22 protein-coding genes are annotated in these 25985 nt (G+C 72.0%); 9 read left to right on the top strand and 13 right to left on the bottom strand.

Annotated elements, in window-relative coordinates; translation table 11 throughout:
* Window positions 1–342 precede the first annotated feature (342 nt).
* The 5 genes from Bequi_RS09185 to Bequi_RS09165 are packed head-to-tail and all read left to right on the top strand — an operon-like array spanning window position 343 to window position 7734.
* Window positions 343–1899 (top strand): cytochrome ubiquinol oxidase subunit I, encoded by a 1557-nt coding sequence (locus Bequi_RS09185; RefSeq protein ID WP_249737643.1) that lies wholly within the window; start codon window positions 343–345, stop codon window positions 1897–1899.
* 13 nt (window positions 1900–1912) lie between these two features.
* Window positions 1913–2992 (top strand): cytochrome d ubiquinol oxidase subunit II, encoded by a 1080-nt coding sequence (gene cydB / locus Bequi_RS09180; RefSeq protein ID WP_249737642.1) that lies wholly within the window; start codon window positions 1913–1915, stop codon window positions 2990–2992.
* 16 nt (window positions 2993–3008) lie between these two features.
* The gene (gene cydD, locus Bequi_RS09175) at window positions 3009–4760 is read left to right on the top strand and encodes a thiol reductant ABC exporter subunit CydD (protein ID WP_249737641.1); all 1752 of its coding nucleotides are present in this window, start codon (window positions 3009–3011) and stop codon (window positions 4758–4760) included.
* Complete coding sequence (gene cydC, locus Bequi_RS09170) at window positions 4757–6571, top strand: thiol reductant ABC exporter subunit CydC (protein WP_249737640.1); 1815 nt, start codon at window positions 4757–4759, stop codon at window positions 6569–6571. Before cydD ends, cydC begins: the two co-directional genes overlap by 4 nt.
* A complete protein-coding gene (locus Bequi_RS09165; RefSeq protein ID WP_249737639.1) occupies window positions 6568–7734 on the top strand; it encodes a sensor histidine kinase in 1167 nt (388 codons plus the stop codon). Before cydC ends, Bequi_RS09165 begins: the two co-directional genes overlap by 4 nt.
* A gap of 6 nt (window positions 7735–7740) precedes the next feature.
* On the opposite strand, the gene Bequi_RS09160 is transcribed toward Bequi_RS09165, so the two are convergent.
* Genes Bequi_RS09160 through Bequi_RS09130 form a run of 7 tightly spaced genes read right to left on the bottom strand, consistent with a single transcriptional unit; the run spans window position 7741 to window position 14053 of the window.
* Window positions 7741–8331, bottom strand: a complete 591-nt coding sequence (locus Bequi_RS09160; RefSeq protein WP_249737787.1) for a response regulator transcription factor — start codon at window positions 8329–8331, stop codon at window positions 7741–7743.
* Between the two features lie 42 nt (window positions 8332–8373).
* Window positions 8374–9315 (bottom strand): bifunctional DNA-formamidopyrimidine glycosylase/DNA-(apurinic or apyrimidinic site) lyase, encoded by a 942-nt coding sequence (mutM, locus tag Bequi_RS09155; RefSeq protein ID WP_249737638.1) that lies wholly within the window; start codon window positions 9313–9315, stop codon window positions 8374–8376.
* 3 nt (window positions 9316–9318) lie between these two features.
* Window positions 9319–10071 carry a ribonuclease III gene (rnc, locus tag Bequi_RS09150; protein WP_249737637.1) on the bottom strand — a complete coding sequence of 251 codons (753 nt, stop codon included), beginning with the start codon at window positions 10069–10071 and terminating at the stop codon, window positions 9319–9321.
* A complete protein-coding gene (locus tag Bequi_RS09145) occupies window positions 10071–10685 on the bottom strand; it encodes a YceD family protein (protein WP_249737636.1) in 615 nt (204 codons plus the stop codon). The genes rnc and Bequi_RS09145 overlap by 1 nt, the downstream gene beginning before the upstream one ends.
* Before the next feature lie 35 nt (window positions 10686–10720).
* Window positions 10721–11212 carry a pantetheine-phosphate adenylyltransferase gene (gene coaD / locus Bequi_RS09140; protein WP_249737635.1) on the bottom strand — a complete coding sequence of 164 codons (492 nt, stop codon included), beginning with the start codon at window positions 11210–11212 and terminating at the stop codon, window positions 10721–10723.
* A complete protein-coding gene (locus tag Bequi_RS09135) occupies window positions 11209–11832 on the bottom strand; it encodes an RsmD family RNA methyltransferase (protein WP_249737634.1) in 624 nt (207 codons plus the stop codon). Before Bequi_RS09135 ends, coaD begins: the two co-directional genes overlap by 4 nt.
* Before the next feature lies 1 nt (window position 11833).
* The gene (locus tag Bequi_RS09130; protein WP_249737633.1) at window positions 11834–14053 is read right to left on the bottom strand and encodes an ATP-dependent DNA helicase RecG; all 2220 of its coding nucleotides are present in this window, start codon (window positions 14051–14053) and stop codon (window positions 11834–11836) included.
* A 243-nt stretch (window positions 14054–14296) separates the two neighbouring features.
* On the opposite strand from Bequi_RS09130, the gene rpmB reads away from it, so the two are divergent.
* Together rpmB and Bequi_RS09120 are read left to right on the top strand one after the other, a co-directional pair.
* Window positions 14297–14491 carry a 50S ribosomal protein L28 gene (gene rpmB, locus Bequi_RS09125; RefSeq protein WP_249737632.1) on the top strand — a complete coding sequence of 65 codons (195 nt, stop codon included), beginning with the start codon at window positions 14297–14299 and terminating at the stop codon, window positions 14489–14491.
* Window positions 14492–14648: 157 nt separating this feature from the next.
* Window positions 14649–15311: an HAD family hydrolase gene (locus Bequi_RS09120; RefSeq protein ID WP_249737631.1), complete on the top strand. Its 663-nt coding sequence runs from the start codon at window positions 14649–14651 to the stop codon at window positions 15309–15311.
* Window positions 15312–15332: 21 nt separating this feature from the next.
* Here Bequi_RS09120 and Bequi_RS09115 read toward each other — a convergent pair whose 3' ends face one another.
* The 5 genes from Bequi_RS09115 to Bequi_RS09095 all read right to left on the bottom strand — a co-directional run bounded on the left by Bequi_RS09115 (window position 15333) and on the right by Bequi_RS09095 (window position 21575).
* Complete coding sequence (locus Bequi_RS09115) at window positions 15333–16154, bottom strand: phosphotransferase (protein ID WP_249737630.1); 822 nt, start codon at window positions 16152–16154, stop codon at window positions 15333–15335.
* Window positions 16155–16351: 197 nt separating this feature from the next.
* Window positions 16352–17416, bottom strand: a complete 1065-nt coding sequence (locus Bequi_RS09110; protein ID WP_249737629.1) for an NAD(P)-dependent alcohol dehydrogenase — start codon at window positions 17414–17416, stop codon at window positions 16352–16354.
* Window positions 17417–17452: 36 nt separating this feature from the next.
* Window positions 17453–20254, bottom strand: a complete 2802-nt coding sequence (locus Bequi_RS09105; RefSeq protein ID WP_249737628.1) for an ABC transporter permease — start codon at window positions 20252–20254, stop codon at window positions 17453–17455.
* Window positions 20251–20979 (bottom strand): ABC transporter ATP-binding protein, encoded by a 729-nt coding sequence (locus Bequi_RS09100; RefSeq protein WP_249737627.1) that lies wholly within the window; start codon window positions 20977–20979, stop codon window positions 20251–20253. The genes Bequi_RS09105 and Bequi_RS09100 overlap by 4 nt, the downstream gene beginning before the upstream one ends.
* Complete coding sequence (locus tag Bequi_RS09095; RefSeq protein WP_249737626.1) at window positions 20976–21575, bottom strand: PadR family transcriptional regulator; 600 nt, start codon at window positions 21573–21575, stop codon at window positions 20976–20978. The genes Bequi_RS09100 and Bequi_RS09095 overlap by 4 nt, the downstream gene beginning before the upstream one ends.
* A 211-nt stretch (window positions 21576–21786) precedes the next feature.
* On the opposite strand from Bequi_RS09095, the gene Bequi_RS09090 reads away from it, so the two are divergent.
* A complete protein-coding gene (locus tag Bequi_RS09090) occupies window positions 21787–23883 on the top strand; it encodes a potassium transporter Kup (protein ID WP_249737625.1) in 2097 nt (698 codons plus the stop codon).
* 52 nt (window positions 23884–23935) lie between these two features.
* Here Bequi_RS09090 and thiL read toward each other — a convergent pair whose 3' ends face one another.
* Window positions 23936–24970 carry a thiamine-phosphate kinase gene (gene thiL, locus Bequi_RS09085; RefSeq protein ID WP_249737624.1) on the bottom strand — a complete coding sequence of 345 codons (1035 nt, stop codon included), beginning with the start codon at window positions 24968–24970 and terminating at the stop codon, window positions 23936–23938.
* 122 nt (window positions 24971–25092) lie between these two features.
* Here thiL and Bequi_RS14390 point away from each other — a divergent pair, with 122 nt between their 5' ends.
* A complete protein-coding gene (locus tag Bequi_RS14390) occupies window positions 25093–25317 on the top strand; it encodes a type II toxin-antitoxin system Phd/YefM family antitoxin (protein ID WP_249737623.1) in 225 nt (74 codons plus the stop codon).
* Window positions 25318–25985 lie beyond the last annotated feature (668 nt).

The raw sequence follows: 25985 nt of genomic DNA, 5'->3' as shown, positions 1-25985 counted from the left end.
CGTGTCATCGTCCCTGGGGACGGAAGTCATTCGCCCTCTCTCGCGCAGCTCCCAGGAGGAGCGCTGCGATGCCGGGCGCCGCAGAGCAGCTCGATCGCGGCGGGCGCGGTATCGGTGCTCGGGCGTGTCGGGGCCGAGAGGTTCCTCCGCCCGGTACGGGGCGCAGGAGCGCTGCCAGAAGTATGGCACAGCGCTCACCGGGAGGCGGGGAGCGCGCTGGGGGTGCGACACGGGCCGAGAAGGGGACCATCGTCCCGCGGGCCGGGCGGCCCGACACCTACGGTGGTGGGCAGCATGCCGTCCGCAGGCGGCGCAGCATCCCTTCCTCCCAGGAGGCCCCCGTTGGAAGCCCTTGACCTCGCCCGGTGGCAGTTCGGCATCACGACCGTCTACCACTTCATTTTCGTCCCGCTCACGATCGGGCTCAGCCTGCTGGTCGCGATCATGCAGACGGTCGCCATGCGCGCGAAGGACGAGATCGCGCGCGACGCCTGGATCCGGCTGACGAGGTTCTTCGGGTCGATGCTCATCATCAACTTCGGCATCGGCATCGCCACGGGCATCGTGCAGGAGTTCCAGTTCGGGATGAACTGGTCGGAGTACTCGCGCTACGTGGGCGACATCTTCGGCGCCCCGCTCGCGCTCGAAGGCCTGGTCGCGTTCTTCCTCGAGTCTGTGTTCCTGGGCCTGTGGATCTTCGGCTGGGACAGGCTGCCGGCGAAGATCCACCTGCTGACCATCTGGTGCGTGGCGATCGGCACCATGGCCTCGGGCTACTTCATCATCGCCGCCAACTCGTTCATGCAGCACCCCGTCGGCGCGACGCTCAACGAGGCGACCGGCCGCGCGGAGCTCGACCCGGAGAAGGGCTCGATCCTCTCGGTCCTCACCAACGTCACCACCCTCGCCGCCTTCCCCCACGTCATCGCGGGCGCGTGGCTGGTCGCGGCCGCCTTCGTCACGGGCATCGCCGCCTGGCACATGGTGAACCACCACAACAGGGCCCGCGCCGCCGAGGCCGGCAGCCGCGAGGCCGCCGATCACGCCCACCTCGCCCAGCGCGTCTTCCGCCCGGCGGTCCGCTTCGGCACGATCGGCATGTTCGTGGCCGGCATCGTGCTCGTGATCTCCGGCGACTTCCAGGCGCAGATCTTGTTCCGCCAGCAGCCCATGAAGATGGCATCGGCCGAAGCGCTCTGCGAGACGCAGGCCGGAGCGCCGTTCTCGATCCTCACCGTCGGCGGGCCCGACGCGTTCTCCCAGGACTGCAGCAGCGTCACCCACCTCATCGAGCTGCCGAACCTCACCTCCTTCCTCGCCACCCACACCTTCGACGCGACCCTGCAGGGCGTCGACGACGTGAACGCGCAGTACAAGGAGCAGTTCGGCGAGACCGTCACCGACATCCACGGCGTCGAGCACGAGGCCGACTACCGCCCGAACCTGTTCGTCACCTACTGGTCGTTCCGCCTCATGATCGGCCTGGCCGTCTTCAGCGCGATCCTCGCGTTCTGGGCGCTGTGGGTGACGCGCGGCAAGGGCGAGAGCGCCCGCACCACGGGCTCCGGCGCGTTCAAGTGGTTCGCGCTGCTCGCGATGCCGATGCCCTTCCTCGCGAACTCCGCGGGCTGGGTCTTCACCGAGATGGGGCGCCAGCCCTGGGTCGTTTACCCCAATCCCGACGATCCGACGATCCGCCTCATGACCATGCAGGGAGTCTCGAGCCACCCGTCGTGGATGGTCGTGACCTCGCTGGTCGTCTTCACCCTCGTCTACGGCGCCCTCGCCGTCGTCTGGTTCGAGCTCATGCGCAAGGCCGCCCTGAAGGGCATCCCCGCGCCGAAGCGCGACCAGCAGACCGACGAGATCGACACGCCCGTCCTGAGCTTCGGGTACTGAGGAGAGACGCACCATGGGACCCATCGACCCCACTGCCCTGCAGACCATCTGGTTCATCCTCATCGCCGTGCTGTTCCTCGGCTACTTCGTGCTCGAGGGCTTCGACTTCGGCGTGCAGATGAACCTCGCCTCCCTCGGCAAGGGCTCGCGCGAGCGCCGCGGCACGATGCTGAAGACCATCGGCCCCGTGTGGGACGGCAACGAGGTGTGGCTGCTCGTAGGCGGCGGCGCCATGTTCGCCGCCTTCCCCGAGTGGTACGCGACGCTGTTCTCCGGCTTCTACCTGGCCCTCCTGCTGATCCTCGTCGCGCTCATCCTGCGCGTGTGCGCCTTCAAGTGGCGTTCCAAGCGCAGCGATGCACGGTGGGAGAACAGCTGGGACGCCGTGCACATCATCACCGGGTTCCTGCCGGCGCTGCTGTGGGGCGTGGCCTTCTCGAACATCGTCGCCGGGGTCGGCATCGATGAGAACAGCTGGGTGACCACCTCGCTGCTCGGCCTGCTGAACCCCTTCGCGCTGCTCGGCGGGATCGTGTTCGTGCTGCTGTTCTGGCTGCACGGCACCGCCTACCTCGCGATCCGCACCACGGGCGCCCTGCGCGCGGATGCGAACCGCCAGATCACCTGGCTCGCCTGGCCGACGATCGTGCTCGGCGCGGTGTACCTGATCTGGAACCAGCTCGCTCACTCGCACACCTGGCTGGCCTGGCTGCCGCTGCTGATCGCCGCGGTCGCACTGGTCGCGGTCGTGCCGCTGAACCGGATGGGCCGCGAGGGCGCCGCGTTCGTCGCGACGACCGTCGGCATCGGCGCGGCGGCCGTGCACCTGTTCCTGGGCCTGTTCCCCTACGTCCTGCCCTCGAGCACCGACGCGGCGAACTCCCTCACCGTCGCGAACGCGTCCTCCAGCGAGCACACGCTGCTGGTGATGACGATCGCCGGCGTCGTCCTGCTGCCGATCGTCATCGCCTACCAGATCTGGGCGTACTGGGTGTTCCGCCACCGCGTCACCGGGGGCGACTCTCCCGCGCCCGGCGCGGAGCTCCTGGAGAAGGCGCGCGGAGGCTACCGCCGCGCGTTCGAGCAGGACTGAGGGGGAACCCGCCCGCATGACCATCGCTCCTGTGCGCCCGGTCCCTCCTGCTGGCCAGGAGGTGCCGGGCGCCTCTGCGCCAGGGCGCCGCCGGCAGGGCCCCCTGGATGCGCGGCTCGTGCGCGAGGTCGGCGCCGCCCGTCGCCACATCCTGCGCACCACCGCTCTCGGCCTCGTGCAGGCGGCCGCCATCATCGTCACGGCGCTCGTGCTCGCTCGGATCGGCGCCGACCTCCTGACCTCAGGGGCGCTGCCGACCGCGCACCCCGGGGCGCTCGCCCTGCTGGCAGGCGCTCTCGCCGTCCGCGCGCTCGCCGTGCTCCTCGAGCAGCGCACAGCCCACCGTGCAGCGACCGACGCCATCGCCGACCTGCGCAGCCGTCTCGTCTCCCATGCCGCCCGCCTCGGTCCGCGCGCGGCCGCCGGGCGCGGAGCGGACCTCACCGCGCTCGCGACCACCGGCATCGAGAAGCTCCGCCCCTACCTCGTCGGCTACGTCCCCCAGCTCCTGCTGACCGCGACCGTGACCCCGCTGTGCCTGCTCACGATCGCCGCGCTCGACCTCCCCAGCGCGATCATCGCGGCGATCACGCTCCCCCTGGTGCCGATCTTCATGATCCTCATCGGCCGCCTGACCGTCGGCCGCTCCGAACGCCTCCTCGCCGACACGCGCACGCTGTGGTCGCAGATGCTGGATCTCGTGGAGGGCCTCCCGACCCTGCGCGCGCTGGGGCGCGAGAAGGGCCCCGAGGGCATGATCCGCAGCCTCGGGGAGCGCCACCGCGCCTCCACCATGGGCACCCTGCGGTACGCGTTCCTCTCCTCGATGGTCCTCGAGCTGCTGGGAACGCTGTGCGTCGCGCTCGTGGCGGTGAGCATCGGCATGCGACTGGTCTACGGGCACATGGAGCTCGCCCCGGCGATCGCCGTGCTCGTCCTCGTGCCGGAGGTGTACCTGCCGCTGCGGCAGGTCGGAGCGCAGTTCCATGCGTCGGCCGACGGGCTCGCGGCGACGACCGCCGCCTTCGAGATCCTCGAGGAGCCGGCCGATTCCGACGGCCGCATCCCGTGCCCCCCGCTCGAAGGCGCGACGCTCCTCCTGCAGGGCGTCAGCGTGCTCTCTCGCGACGGCTGGGCGCCCCACGAGACCGACGCCGAGATCCTACCCGGCCGCATCACCGCGCTCGCCGGCGCGAGCGGGGCCGGGAAGACGACCGCGGTGCAGGTGCTGCTCGGCGTCCTCGCGCCGACCCGCGGACGCGCCGCCCTCGCCCCCGCCGGCGGCGCTCCCGCCATCGATGTGAGCGACCTCGAGCGCGCGAGCTTCTGGGAGCAGATCTCCTACCTCCCCCAGCGGCCCGTGCTCCCGCCCGGAACGCTGCGCGAGGTCCTCACCTCCGCCGCCCCGGACGGGACCGGGCTCGAGGCGCTCGAGAGCGCGGCGGCGGTCACCGGGCTCGACCAGGTGATCGCCCAGCGGGGCTGGGATGCGGACCTCGGCCGCGCCGGCACCGGGCTCTCGCTCGGTGAGCGCCAGCGCCTCGCGCTCACCCGCGCGCTCCTGGATCCCGCTCCCGTGGTGATCCTCGACGAGCCGACCGCCCATCTGGACGGCGCGAGCGAGGACCGCGTCCTCGCGCTCCTGCGCTCCCTCCGGGCGCAGGGCCGCACCGTCGTGCTCATCGCGCACCGCTCCCGGCTGCTGGAGGCGGCCGACGCGATCATCGAGCTGCGCCCCGGCGTCAGCGATCAGGAGGAGGACCGATGAGCAGGAGCACCCTCTCCGGCGCGCCGACGCAGCGGAGCGCCCCTGCGGCGGGAGCGCCGCGCTCTGGAGCGCCCGGATCCGCATCGGCGCTGGGCCGGATCTGGCCGCTGCTCGAGATCCCGAGGGGCCGGCTGCTCGCTGCGGCGCTGACGGCCGCTGCCACGCTCGCGGCGGCGTTCGCCCTCGCGGCCGTCTCCGGCTGGCTGATCACGACCTCATGGACCAGGCCCCCGGTGCTGGATCTGACGGTCGCGGTGGTCTCCGTGCGCGCGCTCGGCGTGAGCCGCGGAGTGTTCCGCTGGCTGGATCGCATGCTCACCCATGACGTCGCCCTGCGCGGTGTGGTGTCGCTGCGCACGAACCTGTTCACGGCGCTGGCAGCGCGGCGAGGCGATGCCCTCAGCCGGCTCCGCCGCGGCGACCTCCTCACCCGTCTCGGCGATGACGCCCAGGAGATGGGAGATGTGGTGATCCGCGCCGTCGTCCCCGTTCTCGTCGCGATCGTGATGGGCGCCGCGGTCGTGCTCACGATCGCGCCGCTCAGTCTCGGCGCAGCTGCGGCGATGGTCCTGGCCCTGCTCCTGGCCGGGCTGCTGGCCCCGCTCGCCGCGCACCGCGCTGCCGTGCTCACCGAGCACGCCGTGATCCGCACTCGATCGCTGGTGAGCGCCGACGCGCTGGAGATCCTCGATGACGCGACCGCGCTGCGGATCCAGGGCGCCCTCGACTCCCGCCTCGCACAGCTGGAGAGCGATCAGCGCGCGCACGACGCCGCGATCGACCGCGCCGCTCTCCCCTCCGCGATCGCCGCCGCCGCGGTGCCGCTCGCGATGATCCTGGCTGTGCTGGGCTCCGTGCTCGCCGCCGGCGCCGCGTGGACCGCGGGTGGTGCGAGCGCCGGAGTGATCGGCATCCTGCTGCTCCTGCCCCTGAGCTCCTTCGAGGCCGCGACGGCGCTGCCGGCCGCGGCTTCCCAGCTCGCCCGCTCCCGCGCAGCGGCCGCCCGACTGGCCGATGCGATCGGCGAGCCCGCCCCGAATTCCCCTGCGCCCTTCACGTCAGCGGATGCACCTGCGCCCGCGGCGCCGCACGCGCAGCCATCCGCCGCCCCGACAGCCGTCCCTGCCCTCGCCGTGCACGGCCTCAGCGCGGGATGGGATGCGCACCGGCCCCGCGTCACCGATCTCGACCTCGACCTCGCCCCCGGCGCGCGGCTCGCCGTCGTCGGCCCCTCGGGAGCGGGGAAGTCGACCCTCCTGCTCACCCTCGCCGGCCTCCTCGACCCGCTCTCCGGATCGGTCTCCCTCGACGGGGATCGGATCGAGGATCTGCCGGAGGCGGAGATCCGCGCGCGCGTGGTGCTGTTCGCCGAGGACGCCCACGTCTTCGCGACCACGCTCGCCGAGAACCTCCGCGTCGTGCGCGGAGATCTGAGCGAGGAGGAGATGCGCGCGGCGCTCAGCGCGGCGGGCCTGGACTCCTGGGTGAGGGCCCTCCCCCAGGGCCTGGAGACGCGCCTCGGGGCCGACGGGACCACCGTGTCCGGCGGGGAGCGGCGCCGCCTGCTGCTCGCGCGCGCGATCGCCCGGCGCGCCCCGATCACCGTGCTCGACGAGCCCACGGAGCATCTCGGCGCGGCGCACGGCGATGACCTCCTGCGGCGGCTGCTCGACCCCGAGGACGGATCGGTGCTGCCCGTCGGCGCGAGCGCCGTGATCGTCACCCACCGCGAGGAGGCGATCCTCGCGGGCACTCCCGTGCTGCGGATCCTTCCCTCCGCCCGACCCGACTGGAGGATGGAGACCGCATGAGCCCCCTGCGCGCCCTCGGCACCCCGGCCCCCTGCCGCACCACCTACCTCGACCTCGCCACCGCCGTCCTCGCCGACGGGGAGGTCGACGACCTGCTCGAGCTCCTGATCGAGGGCGCCCTCTCCCTCGCGCACGCGCAGACCGTCGCGATCGTGCTGCCCGGCGCCGAGGGCGGCTGGATCCTCGAGCTCGTGCGCGGCGAGCACGCGGCGGCGCTCCTGGGCATCGCCCTCCCTGCCGCATCCCCCCTGGCTGCCGCCCTCGCGCACCAGGATCCGCATGCGATCGACGCGATCAGCGCGATCGAGCTCGAGGGAACGGCCTTCGCCGCGATCTGCGAGCCGATCCAGGTGGGCGAGGGCTTCCACGGGGCGCTCATCGCGCTCATCGCGCAGGAGCCGGGGCAGGTGATCCCGGCCGCCGAGCACCCCCATTACGCCGAGGACCGCGCGCGGCTCGAGGCGCTCGCCGTGCTGATCGCCCTCGTCCTGCGCGAGGGCGAGAGCGATGGGGAGCGGGAGCTCCAGGACGAGCGCACCCGCATCGCGCGCGACCTCCACGATCTGGCGATCCAGGAGCTCTTCGCCGTCGGCATGGAGCTCGAGGCGCTGACGGCGGCGCTCCAGATGCCGGGCAGCACCGCCACGGATGCCGGCATCCGGCGTTCGGTGGAGTCCTCAGTCCAGGGCGTCGAGCGCGCTGTCGCCCAGATCCGGCAGGTCGTGCAGTCCCTCCGCCGCGATCGGTCCGCGGCCACGCTCAGCGAGCGCCTGCGGCACGAAGCGGGGCTCGCCACCGCCGGGCTCGGCTTCGTCCCCGCTCTGCGCCTGCCGCCCGATCCGGCGGCGATGGATGCGGAGATCCCCGACGAGATCGCGGAGGACGTCGTCGCCGTGGTGCGCGAGTCCCTCGCGAACGCCGCCCGTCACGCGCACGCCACCGCGGTCGCCGTGGCTGTCGCCGTGTTCTCCGAAGGCGTGGACCGCGTGGTGCAGGTGGCCGTCTCCGACAACGGTCGCGGCATCGATCCGAGCATCACGCGACGCAGCGGACTGGCGAACATGTCCAGCCGCGCGCGCCGCCACCAGGGCTGGGTGGATGCGATCAGCCTCGAGCCCGGGACGATGATCTCCTGGCGGGTGACGCTCCCCCCGACCGACTGAGCCCGCTCAGGGCTTCCAGCCTGCGCGCCGGCGTGCCGCCTCCATGGCGGCGACCTGCGTGCGGCGCTGCAGGCCGAGCGCGTGCAGGATGATCGTGACGCGGTTCTTCACGGTCTTCTCCGCGAGGCCGAGGGCCTCGGCGATCTCGCGGTTGGAGTGGCCGTCCCCGATGAGCTCCACGATCCGCTGGTCGCTCTGGGAGAGATCCGGCTCCTCCTCCTGGCGATCGGCCGGCCACACGCTCTGGCCGGCCTGGATCTTCATGATCGCGTCGACGATGTCCTGGGAGCGCGCGGACTTCAGCATCAGGCCCTGGGCACCGACCGCGCGCGACTCGCGCAGCGCGGGATCGTCATCGAAGCTGGTGAGCACGAGCATCCGCTGCTCGGGATCGGTCTCCCGGGCCGCGCGCATGACGTCGATCCCGGTGCCGTCGGGCAGCTGCAGATCGACCACGAGCACGTCGGGCCGCACGGCGGGGATCCGGCGCTTCGCCTCGGCGACGCTCGAGGCCTCGCCGGCGATCGAGAGACCGGGGGTCGCTGCGATCACGGCGGAGATCCCGCGGCGGACGACCTCATGATCGTCGACAAGCATCACGCGGAGAGGGGCTTCGTTCACGATGGGTCCTTCATCAGCTCAGGGACGTCTCATGGTCGCGGGCCGCTGGCATCGCGGGCAGTGGAAACAGGACCGCTGCTGGAGCACGGATCGCCTGATCACGGTACCGCACCGCCTGCACGGATGGCCCTCGCGTCCGTACACCGCGAGCGACCGCGCGAAGTAGCCGCTGCGCCCGTCGACGTTCACGTAGAGGGCATCGAAGCTGGTCCCGCCGACCTCCAGCGCCCGGCGCATCACCTCAGCAGTCGCCTGCAGGAGGGCCACGGCGCGGCGCTGGGTGAGCGCGGAACCGGGGGTGTCGTAGCGGATGCGCGCCTCCCAGAGGCCCTCGTCGGCATAGATGTTGCCGATCCCGCTGACGATCCCCTGCTGCAGCAGCAGAGACTTGATGGGCGCGCGGCGGGAGCGCAGGGCGCGCGCGGCGGCCGCGACGTCGAATCGAGGATCGAGCAGGTCGAGGGCGATCGCTCCCACGGCAGCAGGGATCCGGGCGCCAGACGCGGCGCCCTCGGCCTGATCAGGCACAAGCGGGCTCAGCCAGAGCCCGCCGAAGATGCGCTGGTCCACGAAGTCCACGCGCGCGCCGTCATCGAGGTGGAGGGTGAGGCGGCGGTGGCGCAGCGGGTCGCTCGCCGGGCCCTCGCCGCGGTCGACCGGCGCTGACGCAGCGACGCCCGCGTCGCGCACCCGCAGCTGCCCGCTCATCCCGAGGTGCGTCATCAGCGCCTCGTCGGCCTCCGCGCCATCCGGGTCCTCGAGCCGCCACCACAGGAACTTGCCCCGGCGCTCTACTGCGGCCACGCGCGCCCCCTCGATGCCTGCGAGGAACGCGGCCGGACCGCCGATCTGGCGCCGCAGGGACCTCGGCTCGAGGATCTCGGCGCGCTCGATGGTGCGCCCGACGGTGCGCGGCGCGAGACCGCGCCGCACCACCTCGACCTCAGGCAGCTCGGGCACGGCTCAACCTCGCGGGAGGAGGGTCTCGTTGCGAGCGGGAAGGAGGCTGCGCACCGCATGCTGGGCGGCGGCAAGCTCAGCGTCCTTCTTCGAGGCCCCTTCGCCGCTCGCGCTGACGACGCCTTCGATGGTCACGGTCGCGGTGTACGTCTTCGCATGCTCGGGGCCGGTGCCGGTGAGGACGTACACGGGGACGGCGCCGGTCTCGGCGGCGATCTCCTGCAGCCGCGTCTTGAAGTCGTAGCCGGCCTCGAGCACCTCGTCGGAGTCCAGCAGCGGCCGCATCAGATCCAGCACGTAGCGGCGCGAGACGTCCTGCCCGCAGGCGAGATGCACCGCGCCGATGAGCGCCTCCATGGTGTCGGCGAGGATCGATGCCTTCTCCCGGCCGCCGGAGAGGGTCTCCCCGCGGCCCAGCTTCACGAAGCGGCCCAGCTCGATCCTCCGGCCGATCAGCGCGAGAGCGCGCGTGTTGACCGTGGCAGCGCGGCGGCGCGCGAGGTCGCCCTCGGTGAGGCCTGCGTGGATCGTGTACAGCTCCTCGGTGATGGCGAGCTGGAGAACCGCATCCCCCAGGAACTCGAGGCGCTCGTTGTGGGGCACCGCCCCGTTCTCGTAGGAGAAGGACCGGTGGGTGAGCGCCAGATCGAGCAGTCCCGAATCGCGCAGCGCGTCCGCGTGCTCGGGGAACAGCGGCAGGATCGCGAGGAGCTCGGAGGGATCAGCGGCCGGGGGGACGGAACGGGCGCGCGCCATCAGTCTCGCTCGGCCTGCTCGCCGGTGCTCGCCGCGTCGGTTCCGGTCTGCTCATCCGTCGCGTCCTCGCCCAGCAGTGCGGTCAGCGCGGCCCACCGGGTGTCGATCAGGTCGTGCGAGTGGTCGGGATCCTCCTCGAGGTGCTTGCCGCACTGCGGGCACAGGCCCATGCAGTCCGGCGAGCACAGGGGGCGGTCCTCGGCCTCCAGCGCGAGGGCGTCATGCGCGAGGACCCCGAGGTCGACCTCGTCGCCGCTGAGCATGACGACGTCGTCCTCCTCGTCCTTCTTCACCTTCTCGGGGTAGCTGAACAGCTCGTCGATCCGGGCGATCACGTCCTGCTCGACCGGGTCCAGGCAGCGGGAGCACTCGCCGGTGAGGTGTGCGCGCACCGTGCCGCCGGCGTAGATGCCCTCCACCACGGACTCGAGCTCGGCTTCCACCTCGATGCTCTCCCCGGCGGGGACGGTCATCGCGAGGTTACCGATACGCTGCTCGCCGACGACGACGCTCTGCTCGACGTGGCGGTGGCTGCCGACGCGGCCGATCAGGTCGACGACGTCGAAGCGCAGTCCGAGGTCATCCGGTCCGGGGGCGGGGGCGTTGTTCTTCACGGCTCCAGGATACGAGGCCCTGCCGCTCCCGGCGCTCAGGAGGTGGCCAGGGCCTCGCGCAGCGCCCGCTGGGCGGGGTGGGGGAGCATGTCGGCCACGTCCCCGCCGAGGGCGGCGACCTCCCGCACGAGGCTCGAGGAGATGTGGCTGAACCGGGAATCCGTCAGCAGGAAGACGGTGTCCACGCCCGCCAGGTGGCTGTTCATCCGCGCCATGGGCTCCTCGTAGGCGAGATCGAGCTGGGAGCGCAGACCGCGCACCACGGCGCTCGCGCCCTGCTCCCGGCAGAAGTCCACGAGCAGTCCGGCGGGCAGGAGGGCGGTGCGCGCCCGGTCCGCGAGGCCCTCATCGCGCAGGACCTCGTCGATCACTGCGCGGCGCTGCGCGGAGTCGAGCAGACCTTTCTTCGAGGGATTGTGGCTGACAGCGATCACGAGGGAGTCCGTCAGCGCGCAGGCGCGGCGGGCGAGGTCGAGGTGCCCCAGCGTGAAGGGATCGAAGGAGCCGGGCAGGACGAGGGTGCTCATGGGGCGAGGGTAGCGGGGCCGCCGTACTGCAGCACGGTCTCGCCGTAGGTCTTCGTGCCGTCGTCCTGCCATCCGTCAGGCCAGTCGATCGCGCGGCTGCGACTCGAGCGCTCGATGACGACCAGCGCGTCGTCGGCGAGCACCGGGCGCAGCTGCACCAGCATCGACTCGAGCGCCTCGGTCGGCAGGTCGTAGGGCGGGTCGAGGAACACGAGGGAGAAGGGCTTCACGTGCGTCGGGGCCCGCGAGGGCTCCGCGGAGGGCGCCGACGTGCCGGCGCTCCCCCCGGCGAGCTGCTGCGCGACCTGCTCGGCGCGCGCCGCGCGGATCTCGCAGCGCTCGTCGAGGCCGAGGCTTGCGGCGGTCGCGCGCAGCTGTCGGGCCGTCGCCTGGTGCGCCTCGACCAGCACGGCTGAGGCCGCACCGCGCGAGAGCGACTCGAAGGCGAGGGCGCCGGTGCCGGCGAACAGGTCGAGCACGTGGGCGCCGGCGATCGCGTCCCAGCCCTCGAGCCGCGAGAACAGCGCCTCGCGCACGCGGTCGGACGTCGGCCGCGTGCCCTTTCCGGGCGGGCCGGGGATGGGGCGCCCTCCCAGGGTGCCCGCGATGATGCGGGGCATCTCAGCTCCTCTCCACTCGGGGGTCGGCGTCGCGCAGCCGGTGCGCGATGGCCTCGCGCAGCGCGGGCTCGCGCTCCAGCTCTGGGTCTGCGGCGACCACGGCGAAGGCGGCCTCCCGTGCGCGCGCGATCGCCTCGGCGTCGCGCAGCACGTCGAGGAAGCGCAGCGTGCGGCCGAGTCCGGACTGCACCTCGCCCACGAGGTCGCCCGAGCCGCGGCGTCGCAGGTCGAGCTCGGCGAGGGCGAAGCCGTCGGTCGTGCCTGCGATCTCCTGGAGGTGCGGGAGCACGGCGGAACCGCGCGGAGCACGGGTCGCGAAGAAGGCGATGCCCGGGTGCTCGCCGCGGCCGACGCGCCCTCGCAGCTGATGCAGCTGCGAGACGCCGAAGCGCTCGGCGTCCAGCACCACCATCGCGGTCGCGTTCGGGACGTCGACGCCCACTTCGATCACGGTGGTGGCGACCAGGAGGTCGAGGCGGCCCTCGACCATCTCCCCCATGACCTGCTGCTTGTCCTCGCTGCTCATTCTCCCGTGCAGGACGCCGATGCGGGCGCCGGCGAGCTCGGGGCGGGCGGCGAGGCGCCGGGCGGTCTCCTCGACCCCGCGCGGGGCGATCTCCCCTGCCGCGTCCCCAGCACCGGCAGTCTCCGGGGGGCTGAGGCCGTCCAGTTCGAGGGTGCTGGGCGGTGCCTCCTCGCTCTCCTCGATGCGTGCGCACACGACGAAGGCCTGGCGGCCCTCGGCGATCTCCTCCCCCACTCGCGACCACATGCGCTGCTCCCAGGCCTGGTTCTCCTCCGGCACCGCGAACGAGGTGATCGGGGTGCGGCCCGACGGCGACTCGTCCAGAGTGAGGATGTCGAGGTCGCCGAGCGTGGCGAGGGCCGCGGTGCGCGGGATCGGCGTCGCGGACATCACGATCACGTGCGGGCTGCCGCCGGCAGGGCCCTTCGAGCGCAGTCGGCGGCGGTGGTCGACTCCGAACCGGTGCTGCTCGTCGATGACCACGAGGCCGAGGGCTGCGAACTCCACCGGATCGCTGAGCAGGGCGTGCGTGCCGACGACGATCCCGGCCGTCCCGCTCGTGACGTCCAGCAGGGTCTCGCGCCGCTGCGCTGTGCGCTGGGAGCCCGTGAGCAGGCGCACGGCCGTGGCCTGCGGGTGGCCGTCGAGTCGGCCGGCGCGGGAGAGGTCGCCCATGAGCGCGGTGATGGTGCGGAAGTGCTGCTCGGCGAGGACCTCCGTGGGGGCGAGCAGCGCCGCCTGATGGCCGGAGTCCACTGCGCGGATCATCGCGAGCAGCGCGACGATCGTCTTGCCGGAGCCGACGTCCCCCTGCAGGAGCAGGTTCGCGGGGTGATCGCGGCCGATGCGCTCGAGGATCGCCTCCCGCACGGTGCGCTGCGCCCCGGTGAGGGTGAAGGGAAGGCGCTCCTCGAGCATCGGCTGCAGGGGTCCGGCGCCCTCGAGCGCGGGGGCCGGGGTGCGGGCATCGAGCGCGCGCCGCTGGGCGAAGATCGCCTGCAGCACGAAGGCCTCTTCGAAGACGAGGTGGGAGAGCCCCGCGGGGATGTCATCCGCCGTGCGCGGGGCATGGATCAGGTGCAGCGCCTGCTCCAGCGCGGGGAGCCCCTGCGCGGCGAGCACAGCGGCCGGGATCGCCGAGACCGCTTCGCTCGCATGCGGGAGCGCGGAGGCGAGGGCGGAGCGCATGGTCGACTGCTTCGTGGAGCGGCGCAGAGGGTAGACGGGGATCGGCCGCATGGCCTCGCGCAGGAGGGCGTCGTCCTCCCCCACGATCTCGTAGCGGGGGTGGGCGATCTGCGGGAGCTCGCCCCGCTCAGCTCTCGCGGGACCGGGGGCGTGCTTCACGGTGCCGAACACGACGATCCGCTCTCCCGGCCGCAGCCGGGAGCGATGCCACTGGACGAGGTGGTCGCGCTGGAGGAAGAACGTGAGCACGAGCCGGTCGGTGCCGTCGGTCACGGTGACCTCGAGGATCGACCCGGCGCGGGAGCGCATCCGGCGGTCGCGGGCGCTCACCACGTGCACCACAGCGCTGACGTCCTCGCCCTCGTGCACATCCTGGAGCGCGCGGAGCGCACCGGGGATGACGTAGCGGTTCGGGACGATGCGCAGGAGGCCTTCGAGGTCCTCCGCACCGAGAGCGCGCACGCCCTTCAGCTCAGCGGGCGTGAGCACGGAGGCCAGAGAGGGCATGTGCACATGGTGCCATCCTCCGGATGCTGTGTCTGAGTCCACAGGGTCCGCGCGCCCACCCTCCTTGGGGAAGAATGGCACGTGAGGTATGGTTCTGGGGTTGCCTTGCGCGGCCGCACGCTCGAGATCGATGGTCTTGGCGCGGTGGTCTACCCGGCACGCGGATTCCCTGCCGAGCCTCGGCAGAGCGTCTCGTGCTCGCGGGCGGGGCACCCGAAACGATTCGATCTTCAGGAGACGACTGTGGCTTCCACGTGTGAAATCTGCGCCAAGAGCCCGAGCTTCGGCAAGAGCGTGTCTCACTCGCACCGCCGCACCTCGCGCCGCTGGAACCCGAACATCCAGTCCGTGCGCACGGTGATCAAGGGCACCCCCACGCGAGTGAACGTCTGCACCTCGTGCCTCAAGGCCGGCAAGGTGGAGAAGCTCAGCGCCTGATCTCGCGCCGCGCTCGGGCTTCGGCCCGACCACCAGCATTCTCACGAGAGCCCCCGCCCCATGGCGGGGGCTCTCGTGCATCCAGGCCCTGCTCCCGCATGCTTCCCTGGCTCCTATGCATCCGGACCCTGCTCCAGCGTGCCTCTACGCTGGGAGGATGCGCTCCTCTCTCCGTGCCTTCCGCGATCTCGCCCTCAGCCCCGCGATCGACGTGGTGGTGAGCGATCTGGACGGCGTGCTGCGGCGCTTCGACCCGCAGCTGTGGCGAGACCTCGATGCGCACCTCGGCGCAGAGCGCGGGACCGCGTACCGGGCGGTGCTCGGGAGCCCCTTCCTGCAGGAGGTCGTGCGCGGCCGCGCGAGCCACGCGCAGTGGCGCGAGCGCGCCGTCGCCGATCTCATCGCCAGGGGGAGCGATCCGGATTCGGCGCGCGCCGCGGTCGCGCACTGGTCAGGGACTCCCGCGCAGGTGGACCCCGAGGTGGAGGACATCCTGGAGGATGCCCGCTACGAGGACAAGCGCGTGTTCGTCTTCACCAACGGCACCGATCGCGTGCGCGAGGAGCTCGACGCGCTGGGCCTGCTGGCACCGCTCGGACCGGACGGCCGCTTCCTGCTGAACTCCGCGGAGCTCGGCGCCGCGAAGCCGGACCGCGAGGCCTTCTCCCGCGCCCACACCCGGATCGAGGAGATCCTCGGAGCGGCGGTGCAGCGCAGCGCCGTGGCATTCCTCGATGATTCCCCGCGCCACGTCCAGGGCGCCATCGCGTTCAGCTGGCAGGCGATCCTGCTGGAGGATGGGGAGGACGGGGAGGCCTGAGAGACCGCATCGCCCGCCGGCTCAGGCCAACGCCTGCTCCAGCTGCGCCATGATCGCGAGGTGGCGCTGAGCGGCGCCGCTGTCCCCCTGCTCCCCCACCCGGTGCAGATGCAGCCCGGTGAAGAACGCTTCGTGGATCAGGAACGCCGCGCGCCGGGCGAGCAGCGCATCGATCTGGAGCGCCGGGTGCTGTGCGACGCCAGGATCGAGCGCCTCGCGCTCGGCTACGTAGGCGAGCGCCTGGTCGCGGAACTCGCCCGCGCTGAGACGCGCGTACCAGGGCTCGAGCCGGAGCGCGCCCCCGATGAACGCGAGGTCGCGCGCGACGTCTCCGAGCTGCGCCCACTCCCAGTCCACGAAGCGAGGAATGCCGTCTGCATCCACGAGGATGTTCGCCGCGACGGGGTCGCCGTGGAGGAAGCGCACGTCGATCTGGGCGAAGGCGGGGCGTGCGGCTTCCTGATGCGCGCGCACCGCGGGCCAGAGGTGCTGCCCGGCGGAGGCGGAGGCGGGCTCGTTCTCCTGCCACCAGTCCATCGCCGCTTCAGCCTCGCCCAGGGGGTCGATGCTCGTCGGAGCGGCGAGGCCCGTGCACACGCCCCCGTGGTGGAGCCGCGCGAGCTGCCGGGCGAGCGCCTCGAGCAGATCGGGCCGCCCTTCCCACTCGCGAGCAGGCAGCTGCCGTCCGGGCACGCGTGTGGTGATGATCGCCGGGATGGCGCTTCCGGGCGGCCCGTCGAGCGCGGTGATCGGCTGCGCGCCGAGGCCCGCCGGCACCCGATCCAGCAGTGCGAGCTCCTCGGCGGGCGGGAGCGGGATCTCCACGAGGCTCTTATGGGGCACGCGCACCACGATCTCCCCCGCCTCACCGCCTGCGCCGCGGCGCACCAGCCAGGCGCGGTAGGACTCCCCGGCTCCCAGCAGGGTCGCCTCGGGAGCCGTGCGGGCGGCGACGAGCGGCGCGCCCGCCGCGGAGAACCACTCGGGGTGCTCCGCGGCGAGCGCGCTGATCTGCTCCGCGCCGGGTGCGGCGGTCCTGCTCAGGCCTGCACCTCGGCGTCCTCGAAAGTCGCGGTGTCGATCACCACGCGGAAGTGGACCTTCCCGTCGACCACGCGCTCGTAGGCCTCGTCGACCTCGTCCACTCCGATGGTCTCGATGACCGCGGCGATGCCGTGCTCGGCGCAGAAGTCGAGCATCTCCTGGGTCTCGGCGATGCCGCCGATGTTCGAGCCGGTCAGCACCTTGCCGCCGCCGATGAGCGCGCCGAAGTGCAGGGGCTGCGCCTCGGGCGGGAGGCCGACGACGGCCATCACCCCGTGCGGCTTCAGGAGCGAGAGGTACTTGTCGACGGGGATGTCGGCGCTGATGGTGTTGAGGATCAGGTCGAATTCGCCGCGGTGCTCGGAGAAGAAGCCGTCGTCCTCGGTCGCGAGGAGGCGGTCGGCGCCGAGCTTCGCGGCCTCGTCGGCCTTGCGGGTCGAGCGGGAGAGGACCGTGACGTCGGCCCCCTGGGCCTTCGCGATCTGCACGCCCATGTGGCCGAGGCCGCCGAGGCCGAGAACGGCCACCTTCTTGCCCTCGCCGCTGTCCCAGCGGGCGAGCGGCGAGTAGGTGGTGATGCCCGCGCACAGCAGCGGGGCGGCGACGTCGAAGTCGATGGAGTCGGGGATCGTGAGGACGAAGTCCGCATCGACCACGACCTTCTGGGCGTAGCCGCCCTGGGTGATCGTGCCGTCGACGTCCTTGGAGTTGTAGGTGCCGACGTTGCCCTTCAGGCAGTCCTGCTCCTGGCCGGCCTCGCACTGCTCGCACTGGCCGCAGGAGTTCACCATGCAGCCCACGCCCACGCGGTCGCCGACGGAGAACTTCGTGACGTTCTCGCCGACGGCCTCGACGATGCCCGCGATCTCGTGGCCGACGGTCAGGGGGAAGTGCGCCTCGCCCCATTCATTGCGGATGGTGTGGATGTCGCTGTGGCAGATGCCCGCGGCCTTGATGTCGATGACGACGTCGTTCTCGCGCGGGTCGCGGCGCTCGATTTCGACGACGCGGAACGGCTGGTCCGGAGCGGTCTTCTGCAGTGCCTTGACGGTGATCGGCATGGGGGCCTCCTCGTGAGTCGGTGTGCTGGTCCGAGCCTAGTCCCGGGACCTCGGCGCGTTCTGACCGCGCCCCGCGGGGCGCACGAGCAGCAGCGACGCGGCCAGTGCGGTCAGGGCGAGGATCCCCAGGCATAGAGCGAGCGCGCTCCATAGCGGCGTGATCGCGAGGATCGGCCCGGCGTCTCCCGAAGCCCGCAGCAGGAGCATCAAGCCCCAGCCCGCGGCGCCGCCGAGGATCAGACCGGGAACGGAGCCAGAGAGGAGGATGACCGCTTGCTGAGCGAGCCCCCACGTGCGCAACCGGCCCGGACTGGCTCCGACCGCGGCCATCGTCTCCATCTCGCGACGCGCCTCCTGGCGTCCGAGCAGCACCGTCAGCACGGCGGTCAGCATCCCGAGCGCGGTCACAAGCGCGAAGGGGATCGCGAATCCCGGCCCCGGCCCGCCGAAGATCGTCGACACCGGCCAGGTGCCGGGCGATGCGAGCGGGGTCACCGCGGCAGCGGCGTCGCGCAGCTCCTCCTCGGAGGCGGCGGTCAGCGGCGCCGGGAGGGTGAGGATCTCGCCGATGTAGAGCGTCTGGATGCCGAGCTCCGCGGCGGTCTCGGGGGTGATCGTCACGTATCCGTCGAAGCCGCGCAGGAAGTATCCCGGGCGCGGAGGCAGGCGGTGGTCGGCGGCGCCGTCGTTCTCCCAGTCCGAGAGCTGGAGGTCGACGGTCCCGTCGGTCTGCAGACGCGTGGCGTCGTTGACGACTGCCCCGCCGCGCGAGAGCACCGCGGCGGCCTCGTCCGCTCCGGGCAGCCCGGTCGCGCGCATGGCCTCCGGCGTGATCACGTAGATCTGGTTGCCGATCCAGCTGGGGAACCCGACTCCGGGCCTGAAGCCGTGGGGGAACGGCTCGCAGTAGAACGGAGCACCCGGTTCCAGCGCCGCCCTGAAGTTCGGGGCTTCATTCAGATCGCAGGTCATGCCCGGCTGAGGCAGGGCCTCGAGCATGAATCCCTCCCAGGCCGCGCTGTACACCGGCGCACTGCCGGTGGCGATCGCCTCGTCCTCGAGGTGAGCCACGACAGAGGCGATGATCGCCTGGTCGGCGGTATCCGAGATCGGCGTGCGGATGCTCATCACGGCGCCGCCGGGAGCCACCGGGGCTGGTACCTCGTCACGAGTGCTCGTGTCGATCGTGCCGAGGTGGATGGCCAGGACAGTGAGCAAGAGGGTGCTCGCAAAGATGCCGGCGGCTGCGGGGGCGGTCCTGGCACGCGAGCGGGCTGCATCCCGCGTGGCGGCTCGGGGTACGGCGAGCGCGCGCCCTGGCAGCCGCACCACCAGCAGGCTGACTATCCGCAGACAGGCTGGGACCAGCAGGATCGCGTCCCTCAGCCACGTGTGCTGTGTGCTCTCGGCGCGCGCCGGACGCCCTGCAATGGCATCGACGGGGTCCGAGCGCGCGGCGCTGATCGCCGCGGGAGCGGTCGCCGTCGCTCCGAGGAGAGCGGCGGCCGCCAGGAGGAGCAGCGGCGCCCACCAAGGGATCGCACCGAGCTCCGTGCCGGTCAGGGAGAGGTGCCAGGGCGCCAGCAGCATCCGCAGCACGACGCCGGTGAGAATGCCGATCCCCGCGCCGATGATGCCGAGCACCGCTCCCTGGAGGACGAACAGGGCGCCGAGCGCGCGCGGATCGGCGCCCTGCGCGGCAGCCGCGCCGATCGAGCGCCGCAGCCGCTGAGCTCCCATGGTGAACGCAGGCGTGATGAGCAGGATGAGCGCTCCGCCGGACAGGAGCACGGCGAGTATGCCGAGGATCGCCGTCATCACGAGCCTCTCCAGATCGATGCTCTCCGGATACAGGTCGGCTCGGGACGGGTAGGGATCCAGAGCCCCGCGCGAAACGGTGACCACCCCGAGGGCGTTCATGGCCTTCACCTGCTCCCAGGTGACCGGCTCCTCTCCGGTGACGAGGAAGTGGCGATCCACGCCCGCCTGATCGGCGGCGATGCGCGGCGCGAGCCACTCGGGCAGCGCCCAGGCCGCCGCCGTCGACCCCGTGCCGGCCCGCTCGTCCGGATCCTCCGTGATGCCGACGACGACGTAGCCGCGCGCGGAGTCCTCGACGACCGCCTGGACGCGGCCGTCGTTCGACATCCATCCGGTGTCGGGCGGGGCGATCAGCTGCACACTCTCCCCGATGCCCGCACCGGTCTGCGCCGACGCCGTGCGGCTGAGGAGGATCTCCTGCGGCGCGGCAGGCACGCGCCCGGCGGTCAGCGGCGGGGTGAGCAGATCGAGAGTCGCCGCATCGCCCTCCTGGAGCTGGAGGACGGAGAGCTGCGAGGCATCCAGTCCCTGCACGGAGAGGTCGGCGCTCGCCTGGGCCTCCTGGCCCGGAGCGAGGTCGATCGCGGTTGTCGCGATGAGCTCGGGCGAGTTCCAGTGCTCATGGAGCACCGCGCTTCTGGGGAGAAGCGGCATCAGCTGCTCTGGTGCAGCGGGGGTCACCTCGGCGTCATCGTTCCACAGCGTCCCCTCCGGGAGCTGCTGAAGGGGTGCGGACTCTCCGGCATCGCCGGCGGCGGTCGCGGTGATGCGGGCCTCAGCGCCTTCCGGTATCGAGACGAGCGCTCGTTCGACACTCGTGCTGCCGGACGCCAGGAACGCCATGCCGAGCAGGGCGCCCGCGACGGGCGCGGCGATGATCGCAACGGCCAGCAGCGTGCGGAGAAGGTTCACGCGAGCATCGCGCAGCGCCAGGCGCAGCATCGGCCGCAGAGCCCCGCGCAGGGGGCGAGGCACCGCGGGCGTGCCGAGCGGTGCCGTGACGGCTTCCGTGCTCATCGCCCTCCTCCCACGGCTGGGAGGAGGGCCTCGACGCTCCCGGGGGCGGAGACGCCCACCAGACGCCCGTCGCGCAGGTGCACGGTGCGATCCGCCCAGGCGGCGAAGCGCGGCTCGTGGGTCACCAGCACGACGGCGACGCCCGCGTCAGCGCGCTCCCGCAGCAGGGCGACGACGTCCTGACCTGTGCGGGAGTCCAGGGCGCCGGTCGCCTCGTCGGCGAGCAGGAGGCGGCGGGGGCCGACGACCGCGCGCGCGATCGCCACCCGCTGCGCTTGCCCGCCGGACATCTCGTGAGGGCGCCGGTCCGCGAGGTCCGCGATCCCGACGCTCGCGAGCGCCTCCATCGCCTCGGCGCGCGCGTCCCGTACCGAGGCGCCGTCGAGCTCGCGGGGGAAGGCGACGTTCTCGGCGGCCGTGAGCGAGGGCAGGAGGTTGAAGTCCTGGAAGACGTAGCCGACGGTCCGCCGCCGCATGGCCGCGCGGTCGGCGACGGAAAGCGCTGGGAGAGACCGACCCTCGACGAGCACATCACCCCGCGTCGGCAGGGCGAGACCGCCGGCGAGGTGCAGGAGCGTGGACTTGCCCGACCCGGAGGCGCCCATGACGGCGAGGAACTCGCCGGGCCGGACCTCGAGGTCCACGCTGTCCAGGGCGATGACCTGCCGAGCGCCCTCGCCGTGGGTGCGCGTGACCTGGCGCAGCTCCAGGAGGGCCGCGCTCATCGCTGCGCTCCTGCGCGAGCAGCGGTCGGCGACACTTCCGAGGCGGCCCGGCTCGCGGCGGGGCGGCCTGCGCGGGCGAGAGTGCCCTCCACGTCGTCGATCCACCGGATCTCCGCCTCGATCGCGAAAATGTGGTGGTCCAGGACCAGCGCTGCCGCGAGATCCTCCGGCGGCACCGATCGCCGGGCGCGGGTGACCTCGTGCAGCGCCGAGAGGCTCGCCGAGCGCTGCGTCTGCAGCAGGGAGGGGACATCCACGCCCGGGACGGTCACCGCGAGGGCGAGCTTCATGACGAGCTCGTGCCGCTCGGGCTCTGAGCGCGGGACCGCGCTCCCCCACCAGGCGGCGAGCTCCTCGCGGCCTGCAGCGCTCAGATGCCAGTCGCCCGCGGTCGCGGTGCCGCCGTCGGCCGACGCGCCCGGGTTGTCCTCGCGCCGGATCATCCCGTCGCGCTCCAGTCGCGCCAGAGTCGCAGAGGCCTGGCCGATGTTCAGCGGCCACACCGCGCCCGTCGCGAGATCGAAGTCCTTGCGCAGCTGGTAGGTGGTCGCGGGGCCCGCGCTGAGCAGCGCGAGCAGGGCGTGGCGGACGGACATGGCAGCACCTCGGATTCCATAGGCGAGTGATCCCAAGAGGTTCCCCCGCAATCGGTTACCCAGAAACTATCGCACGCCCAAGGGTGCCGCGCACAGTCATACAGATCCGCGCCTCGGAGAGATCCCGGATCATCCGCTGTGACGCACGGATCAGTCCACCGGGGACCCTCGCAGAGTGCGACGCGGTCCAGCGGTGGCAGGATGTGCGCTCGTGGCAGATGAACCCGCGCACACCCCGGCTCCGAGCGAGCTGGGAGCCCCCTCCTCCCCCGCAGCAGATCCGCACGGGACCGCAGCGCCCCCGGGCCCGGCTCCGGCACCTGGAGCTGACGACGCCCCCGCCGCTCCGTCGCACACCGGGCGCGCGCTCCGCGGTCTGCGCCCCCGCCGGGCGAAGGTCCTCGGCCCCGACGGCCGACCCCGTCGGCGCGAGCCCGTCCTCGCCCTCATGCTCGGCGCGACCGGCGTCGTCTTCGGCGACATCGGCACGAGCCCCCTCTACTCCCTGCAGACGGTGTTCAGCGTCCACCACAACGCCGTCGCGCCCACCGAGCAGGACGTCCTCGGCGTCATCTCGATGGTCCTGTGGTGCCTGATCGTGATCGTGACGGTCACGTACGTCGGCATCATCCTGCGCGCCGACAACCAGGGCGAGGGCGGCATCCTCTCGCTCGCGAACCTGATCCAGCGCAAGCTCGGGATGCGCTCGGCCCAGGCCTCCGCGGCGCTCCTGCTGGCGATGATCGGCGCGGCGCTGTTCTACGGCGATTCGCTCATCACCCCCGCGATCTCGGTCCTGAGCGCCTTCGAGGGCCTCGAGGTCGTCAATCCCGCTCTCCATACCTGGGTGGTCCCCGCGGCGGTCGTCGTGCTGAGCGCGCTCTTCCTCGTCCAGCGCTGGGGCACGGGCGCGATCGGTGCCGCCTTCGGCCCGATCATGGTGGTCTGGTTCCTCGTCCTCGCCGTGATGGGCCTTCCCCAGGTGATCGCGAACCCCTCGATCCTGCGCGCCGTCTCCCCCAGCTATGCGATCGCCTTCGCCATGGACCGCCCCATGGTCGCCTACATCGCGATGGGCGCGGTGGTCCTCGCGATCACCGGTGCCGAGGCGCTCTACGCCGATATGGGCCACTTCGGGCGCCGGCCGATCGCGCTCGCCTGGCTGTGCCTGATCCTGCCCTCCCTGCTGCTGAACTACTTCGGCCAGGGAGCGATGATCCTCGCGAACCCCGCCGCGATCGACAACCCGTTCTTCCACATGGCACCGGCGTGGGCGCGCATCCCGCTCATCGCCCTCGCCGCGATGGCCACAGTCATCGCCTCCCAGGCAGTCATCTCCGGCGCGTTCTCCGTCTCGCGCCAGGCCACGCGCCTGAAGCTGCTGCCGCGCCTGAAGGTGCGCCAGACCTCCAAGGAGCACGGAGGCCAGATCTACCTGCCGCTCATCAACGGCATCCTGTTCGCCGGAGTGCTCGTGCTGGTGATCGCCTTCCGCTCCTCGGAGTCGCTGGCCTCCGCCTACGGGCTCTCCGTCACCGGCACGCTCCTGCTCGAGCTCTCCCTGTTCCTGCTGCTCGCGCTGCGCGTGTGGCACTGGGCCTGGTGGAAGGTCGCTGCGCTCGCGGTCGTCGCCGGCGGGCTGGAGCTCGCCCTGTTCGGCGCGAACGTCGTGAAGATCGCCTCAGGCGGCTGGCTGCCGATCGTCATCGCCCTCGTGGTGCTCCTGGTGATGCTCACCTGGCGCAAGGGCGCCCGGATCGTCTTCGGGCGGCGGCGCGAGATGGAGGGGCCGATCGACGAGTTCGTGCGCAGCGTCGGGGCCGGCTGCGTGCAGAGAGTCCCGGGAGTCGCGGTCTATCCCCACGGCGATCCCGCCACGGTGCCGCTCGCTCTCGGCTCGAACCTCCGCTTCAACCACGTGGTCCACGAGAGCATCGTGATCATCACGATCGCGCACATGGGGGTCCCGCACGTGCGCCACGACGCCCGCGTGGAGGTCTCGGATCTCGGCGATCCGGATGACGGCATCGTGCACGTCAGCTACCGGGTCGGCTTCAACGACTCGCAGGACATCCCCGCAGCGCTGCGCCTGGCCGCCGGGCGCACCCCGGAGCTCGAGATCGACCCCGCCGAGGCCGTCTACTTCCTCTCCGTCTTCCGTCTCGAAGCGGGCGGATCAGACCGCTTCATGCCCGGGTGGCAGAAGCGCCTGTTCCGCGCGCTGGAGAAGCTGTCGGCGAACCGCACCCAGGTCCTCCACCTCCCGCCCGAGCGCACGGTGGTGATGGGAGCGGAGTCGCTCGTCTGAGACCGTCGGCCCGCCGCTCCTGCTGCTGCAGGTTGGGCGGCGCGAGCGGCGCTCAGCCGAAGTGGTCGAAGCCCTCTCCGGCGACCGGCCGGCCGCCGAGCATGATCGCCGGCTCCTCCCCGTCGCGCCGGGCGCGCACGCTCCCGATCGCCCGGAAGCCGGAGGGGACGCCCGGCCCGGGGAAAGTCGCAAGCATCGCGTGCTCCTCCGCGCAGTGCAGCACCCATTCCCAGGCCGCCTCGCTCCCTGCGCCCAGCAGCGCCGCCGCGGACAGGAGCGCTTCCACGTCACCCTCGAGCGCGGTGGGATCGACATCCAGTACGACTCCGCTCGCCCGCGCGATGCGGCCCCCGTCGCGCACGAGCCCGTCGGAGAGGTCCATCATCGCGGTGGCCGGGGCGGCGCCTTCCGCTTCCCCCGATCCAGGCGCGGGCGCAGCTTCGCCGATGGCAGCGGTCCAGCCGAGAGTGAGGTCCGGGTCGGGGCTGTTCTGCCAGGTCATCAGTGCACGAGCCTCCTCGTCCGCCTCGAGGCGCGTGGGATCCCCTTTGAGGATCAGCGCGAGACCGGCGGCGGAGCGGCCGAGCTGATCGCTGCCGACGGCGAGGACGTCCCCCGGGCGCGCGCCGCTGCGGACGCTCGGCTCCTGCCCTTCGGGAAGCGCGCCGACGGCAGTGATGGTGATCGAGAGGGCGTCAGCCGCACCGAGATCCCCGCCGACGACGCTCGCCCCGTACCGGGCGCATCGCTGCGCGAGACCGCGTGCGATGCCCTTGAGGACCGACGGGTCCGTGCCGCGGGGCGCCGAGACGGCGCTGACCACGGCCTGGGGGCGCGCGCCCATCGCCGCGACATCGGCGAGGTTCTGCACGGCCGCCTTCGCCCCGATCTGCTCCGGCGTCGTGCGCGCGAGCAGGAAGTCATGGCCCTCCGTGAGGGTGTCGGTGGTGATCACGAGCCGGGGGGAGACCAGCCGTACCACGGCGGCGTCATCTCCCGGCCCGAGCTCGACGTCCCTTCCCTGGGGCAGGGCGGGAGTGATCCGAGCGAGGATGCCCGACTCGTCGAGAGGCGCGTCAGCTGTCATGCGCCGAGTCTTCCAGAGCCGGGACGCCATTCCTCCCAGAGCACCGATGTGGTTGCCTTTATGGCCATGAACATCGATTCCCCTATGGCCCTGCGCGACCTGAGGAGCCGCCTCTCGAGGTCGTGGATCAGGTGGAGCGCGAGCACTGCCGCGTGGTCATCACCCGGCACGACAAGCCCGCTGCCGTCGTCCTCAGCACGGACGATCTCGCCTCCCTCGAGGAGACTCTGGAGATCGTCAGCCGGCCCGCTCTCGTCGGCGAGATCCGGAAGAGTCTCGACGAGCAGCGGGCAGGCCGCGCTGAGGTGCTGAGCAAGGACGACATCCTGGCGGCGCTCCGGCCATGAGGGCTCACCCCTACGGCATCGCGTGGACCCCGTCGGCGAAGCGCTCGCTCATCCGCTTCCCCGAGAAGGTCGCTGCGGCGGCAGTCGAGTGCATCGACTGCCCGCTGATCAAGAATTCGCAGCGCGTCGGAAAAGCGCTCCGACTCGAACTGGAGGGACTGCACAGCCCTCGCCGCGCCGGCATCAGTTTCCCTGGAGGCGCGCGGCGATCGCGTCAGCTCTTTCAGGGTTATGCCCCAGCGTGTGCACTGTCATGACGCGAAGCCCATCGTGGGAGATCGCGACAAAAGCACCATGGTCCAGGGTTCCGCCATTGTGCCAGTACCAGTCCCGGTCATCCATCCACCCGAAAGGTCTTCGCCCCGCAGCTCCCTGCGCGCGGGAGGCGGCCCAGCTTTCGAGCGCATCGAAAGTGCCATGAAGTCCACCCGCGCCGACGAAGGGTCCGGCGAACGTCCACTGCTTGCACAGGCGCCCGGTCCACGTGCGGAGTGGGGGCACGCATTGAGGGTCCGGGCGCACTGACACATCCGCGATGCCGAGGGTGGGCTGACCCCGTGATGTAGGTCCAGTCGTTGTGTGAGTCGTCTTGATGCTCGCTGCTGCGGGCAGGAAGACTGGTCTCATCATGACGAACACGAGGAAGCGGCACACGCCTGAGCAGGTCG

Source organism: Brachybacterium equifaecis (genome assembly GCF_023509525.1).
Taxonomy (GTDB): Bacteria; Actinomycetota; Actinomycetes; order Actinomycetales; family Dermabacteraceae; genus Brachybacterium; species Brachybacterium equifaecis.
This window is presented reverse-complemented; position numbering and strand designations above follow the sequence as displayed.

Bases quoted from the DNA above. Each gene is read 5' to 3' on its own strand.
- Bequi_RS09100 (WP_249737627.1), bottom strand. From the start codon at position 20,979: ATGAGCGCGGCCCTCCTGGAGCTGCGCCAGGTCACGCGCACCCACGGC.
- thiL (WP_249737624.1), bottom strand. From the start codon at position 24,970: ATGACAGCTGACGCGCCTCTCGACGAGTCGGGCATCCTCGCTCGGATC.
- cydD (WP_249737641.1), top strand. From the start codon at position 3,009: ATGACCATCGCTCCTGTGCGCCCGGTCCCTCCTGCTGGCCAGGAGGTG.
- cydC (WP_249737640.1), top strand. From the start codon at position 4,757: ATGAGCAGGAGCACCCTCTCCGGCGCGCCGACGCAGCGGAGCGCCCCT.
- Bequi_RS09120 (WP_249737631.1), top strand. From the start codon at position 14,649: ATGCGCTCCTCTCTCCGTGCCTTCCGCGATCTCGCCCTCAGCCCCGCG.
- Bequi_RS09105 (WP_249737628.1), bottom strand. From the start codon at position 20,254: ATGAGCACGGAAGCCGTCACGGCACCGCTCGGCACGCCCGCGGTGCCT.
- rnc (WP_249737637.1), bottom strand. From the start codon at position 10,071: ATGGCGCGCGCCCGTTCCGTCCCCCCGGCCGCTGATCCCTCCGAGCTC.
- coaD (WP_249737635.1), bottom strand. From the start codon at position 11,212: ATGAGCACCCTCGTCCTGCCCGGCTCCTTCGATCCCTTCACGCTGGGG.
- Bequi_RS09135 (WP_249737634.1), bottom strand. From the start codon at position 11,832: ATGCCCCGCATCATCGCGGGCACCCTGGGAGGGCGCCCCATCCCCGGC.
- cydB (WP_249737642.1), top strand. From the start codon at position 1,913: ATGGGACCCATCGACCCCACTGCCCTGCAGACCATCTGGTTCATCCTC.
- Bequi_RS09110 (WP_249737629.1), bottom strand. From the start codon at position 17,416: ATGCCGATCACCGTCAAGGCACTGCAGAAGACCGCTCCGGACCAGCCG.
- Bequi_RS09130 (WP_249737633.1), bottom strand. From the start codon at position 14,053: ATGCCCTCTCTGGCCTCCGTGCTCACGCCCGCTGAGCTGAAGGGCGTG.
- Bequi_RS09160 (WP_249737787.1), bottom strand. From the start codon at position 8,331: ATGCTTGTCGACGATCATGAGGTCGTCCGCCGCGGGATCTCCGCCGTG.
- Bequi_RS09165 (WP_249737639.1), top strand. From the start codon at position 6,568: ATGAGCCCCCTGCGCGCCCTCGGCACCCCGGCCCCCTGCCGCACCACC.
- Bequi_RS09095 (WP_249737626.1), bottom strand. From the start codon at position 21,575: ATGTCCGTCCGCCACGCCCTGCTCGCGCTGCTCAGCGCGGGCCCCGCG.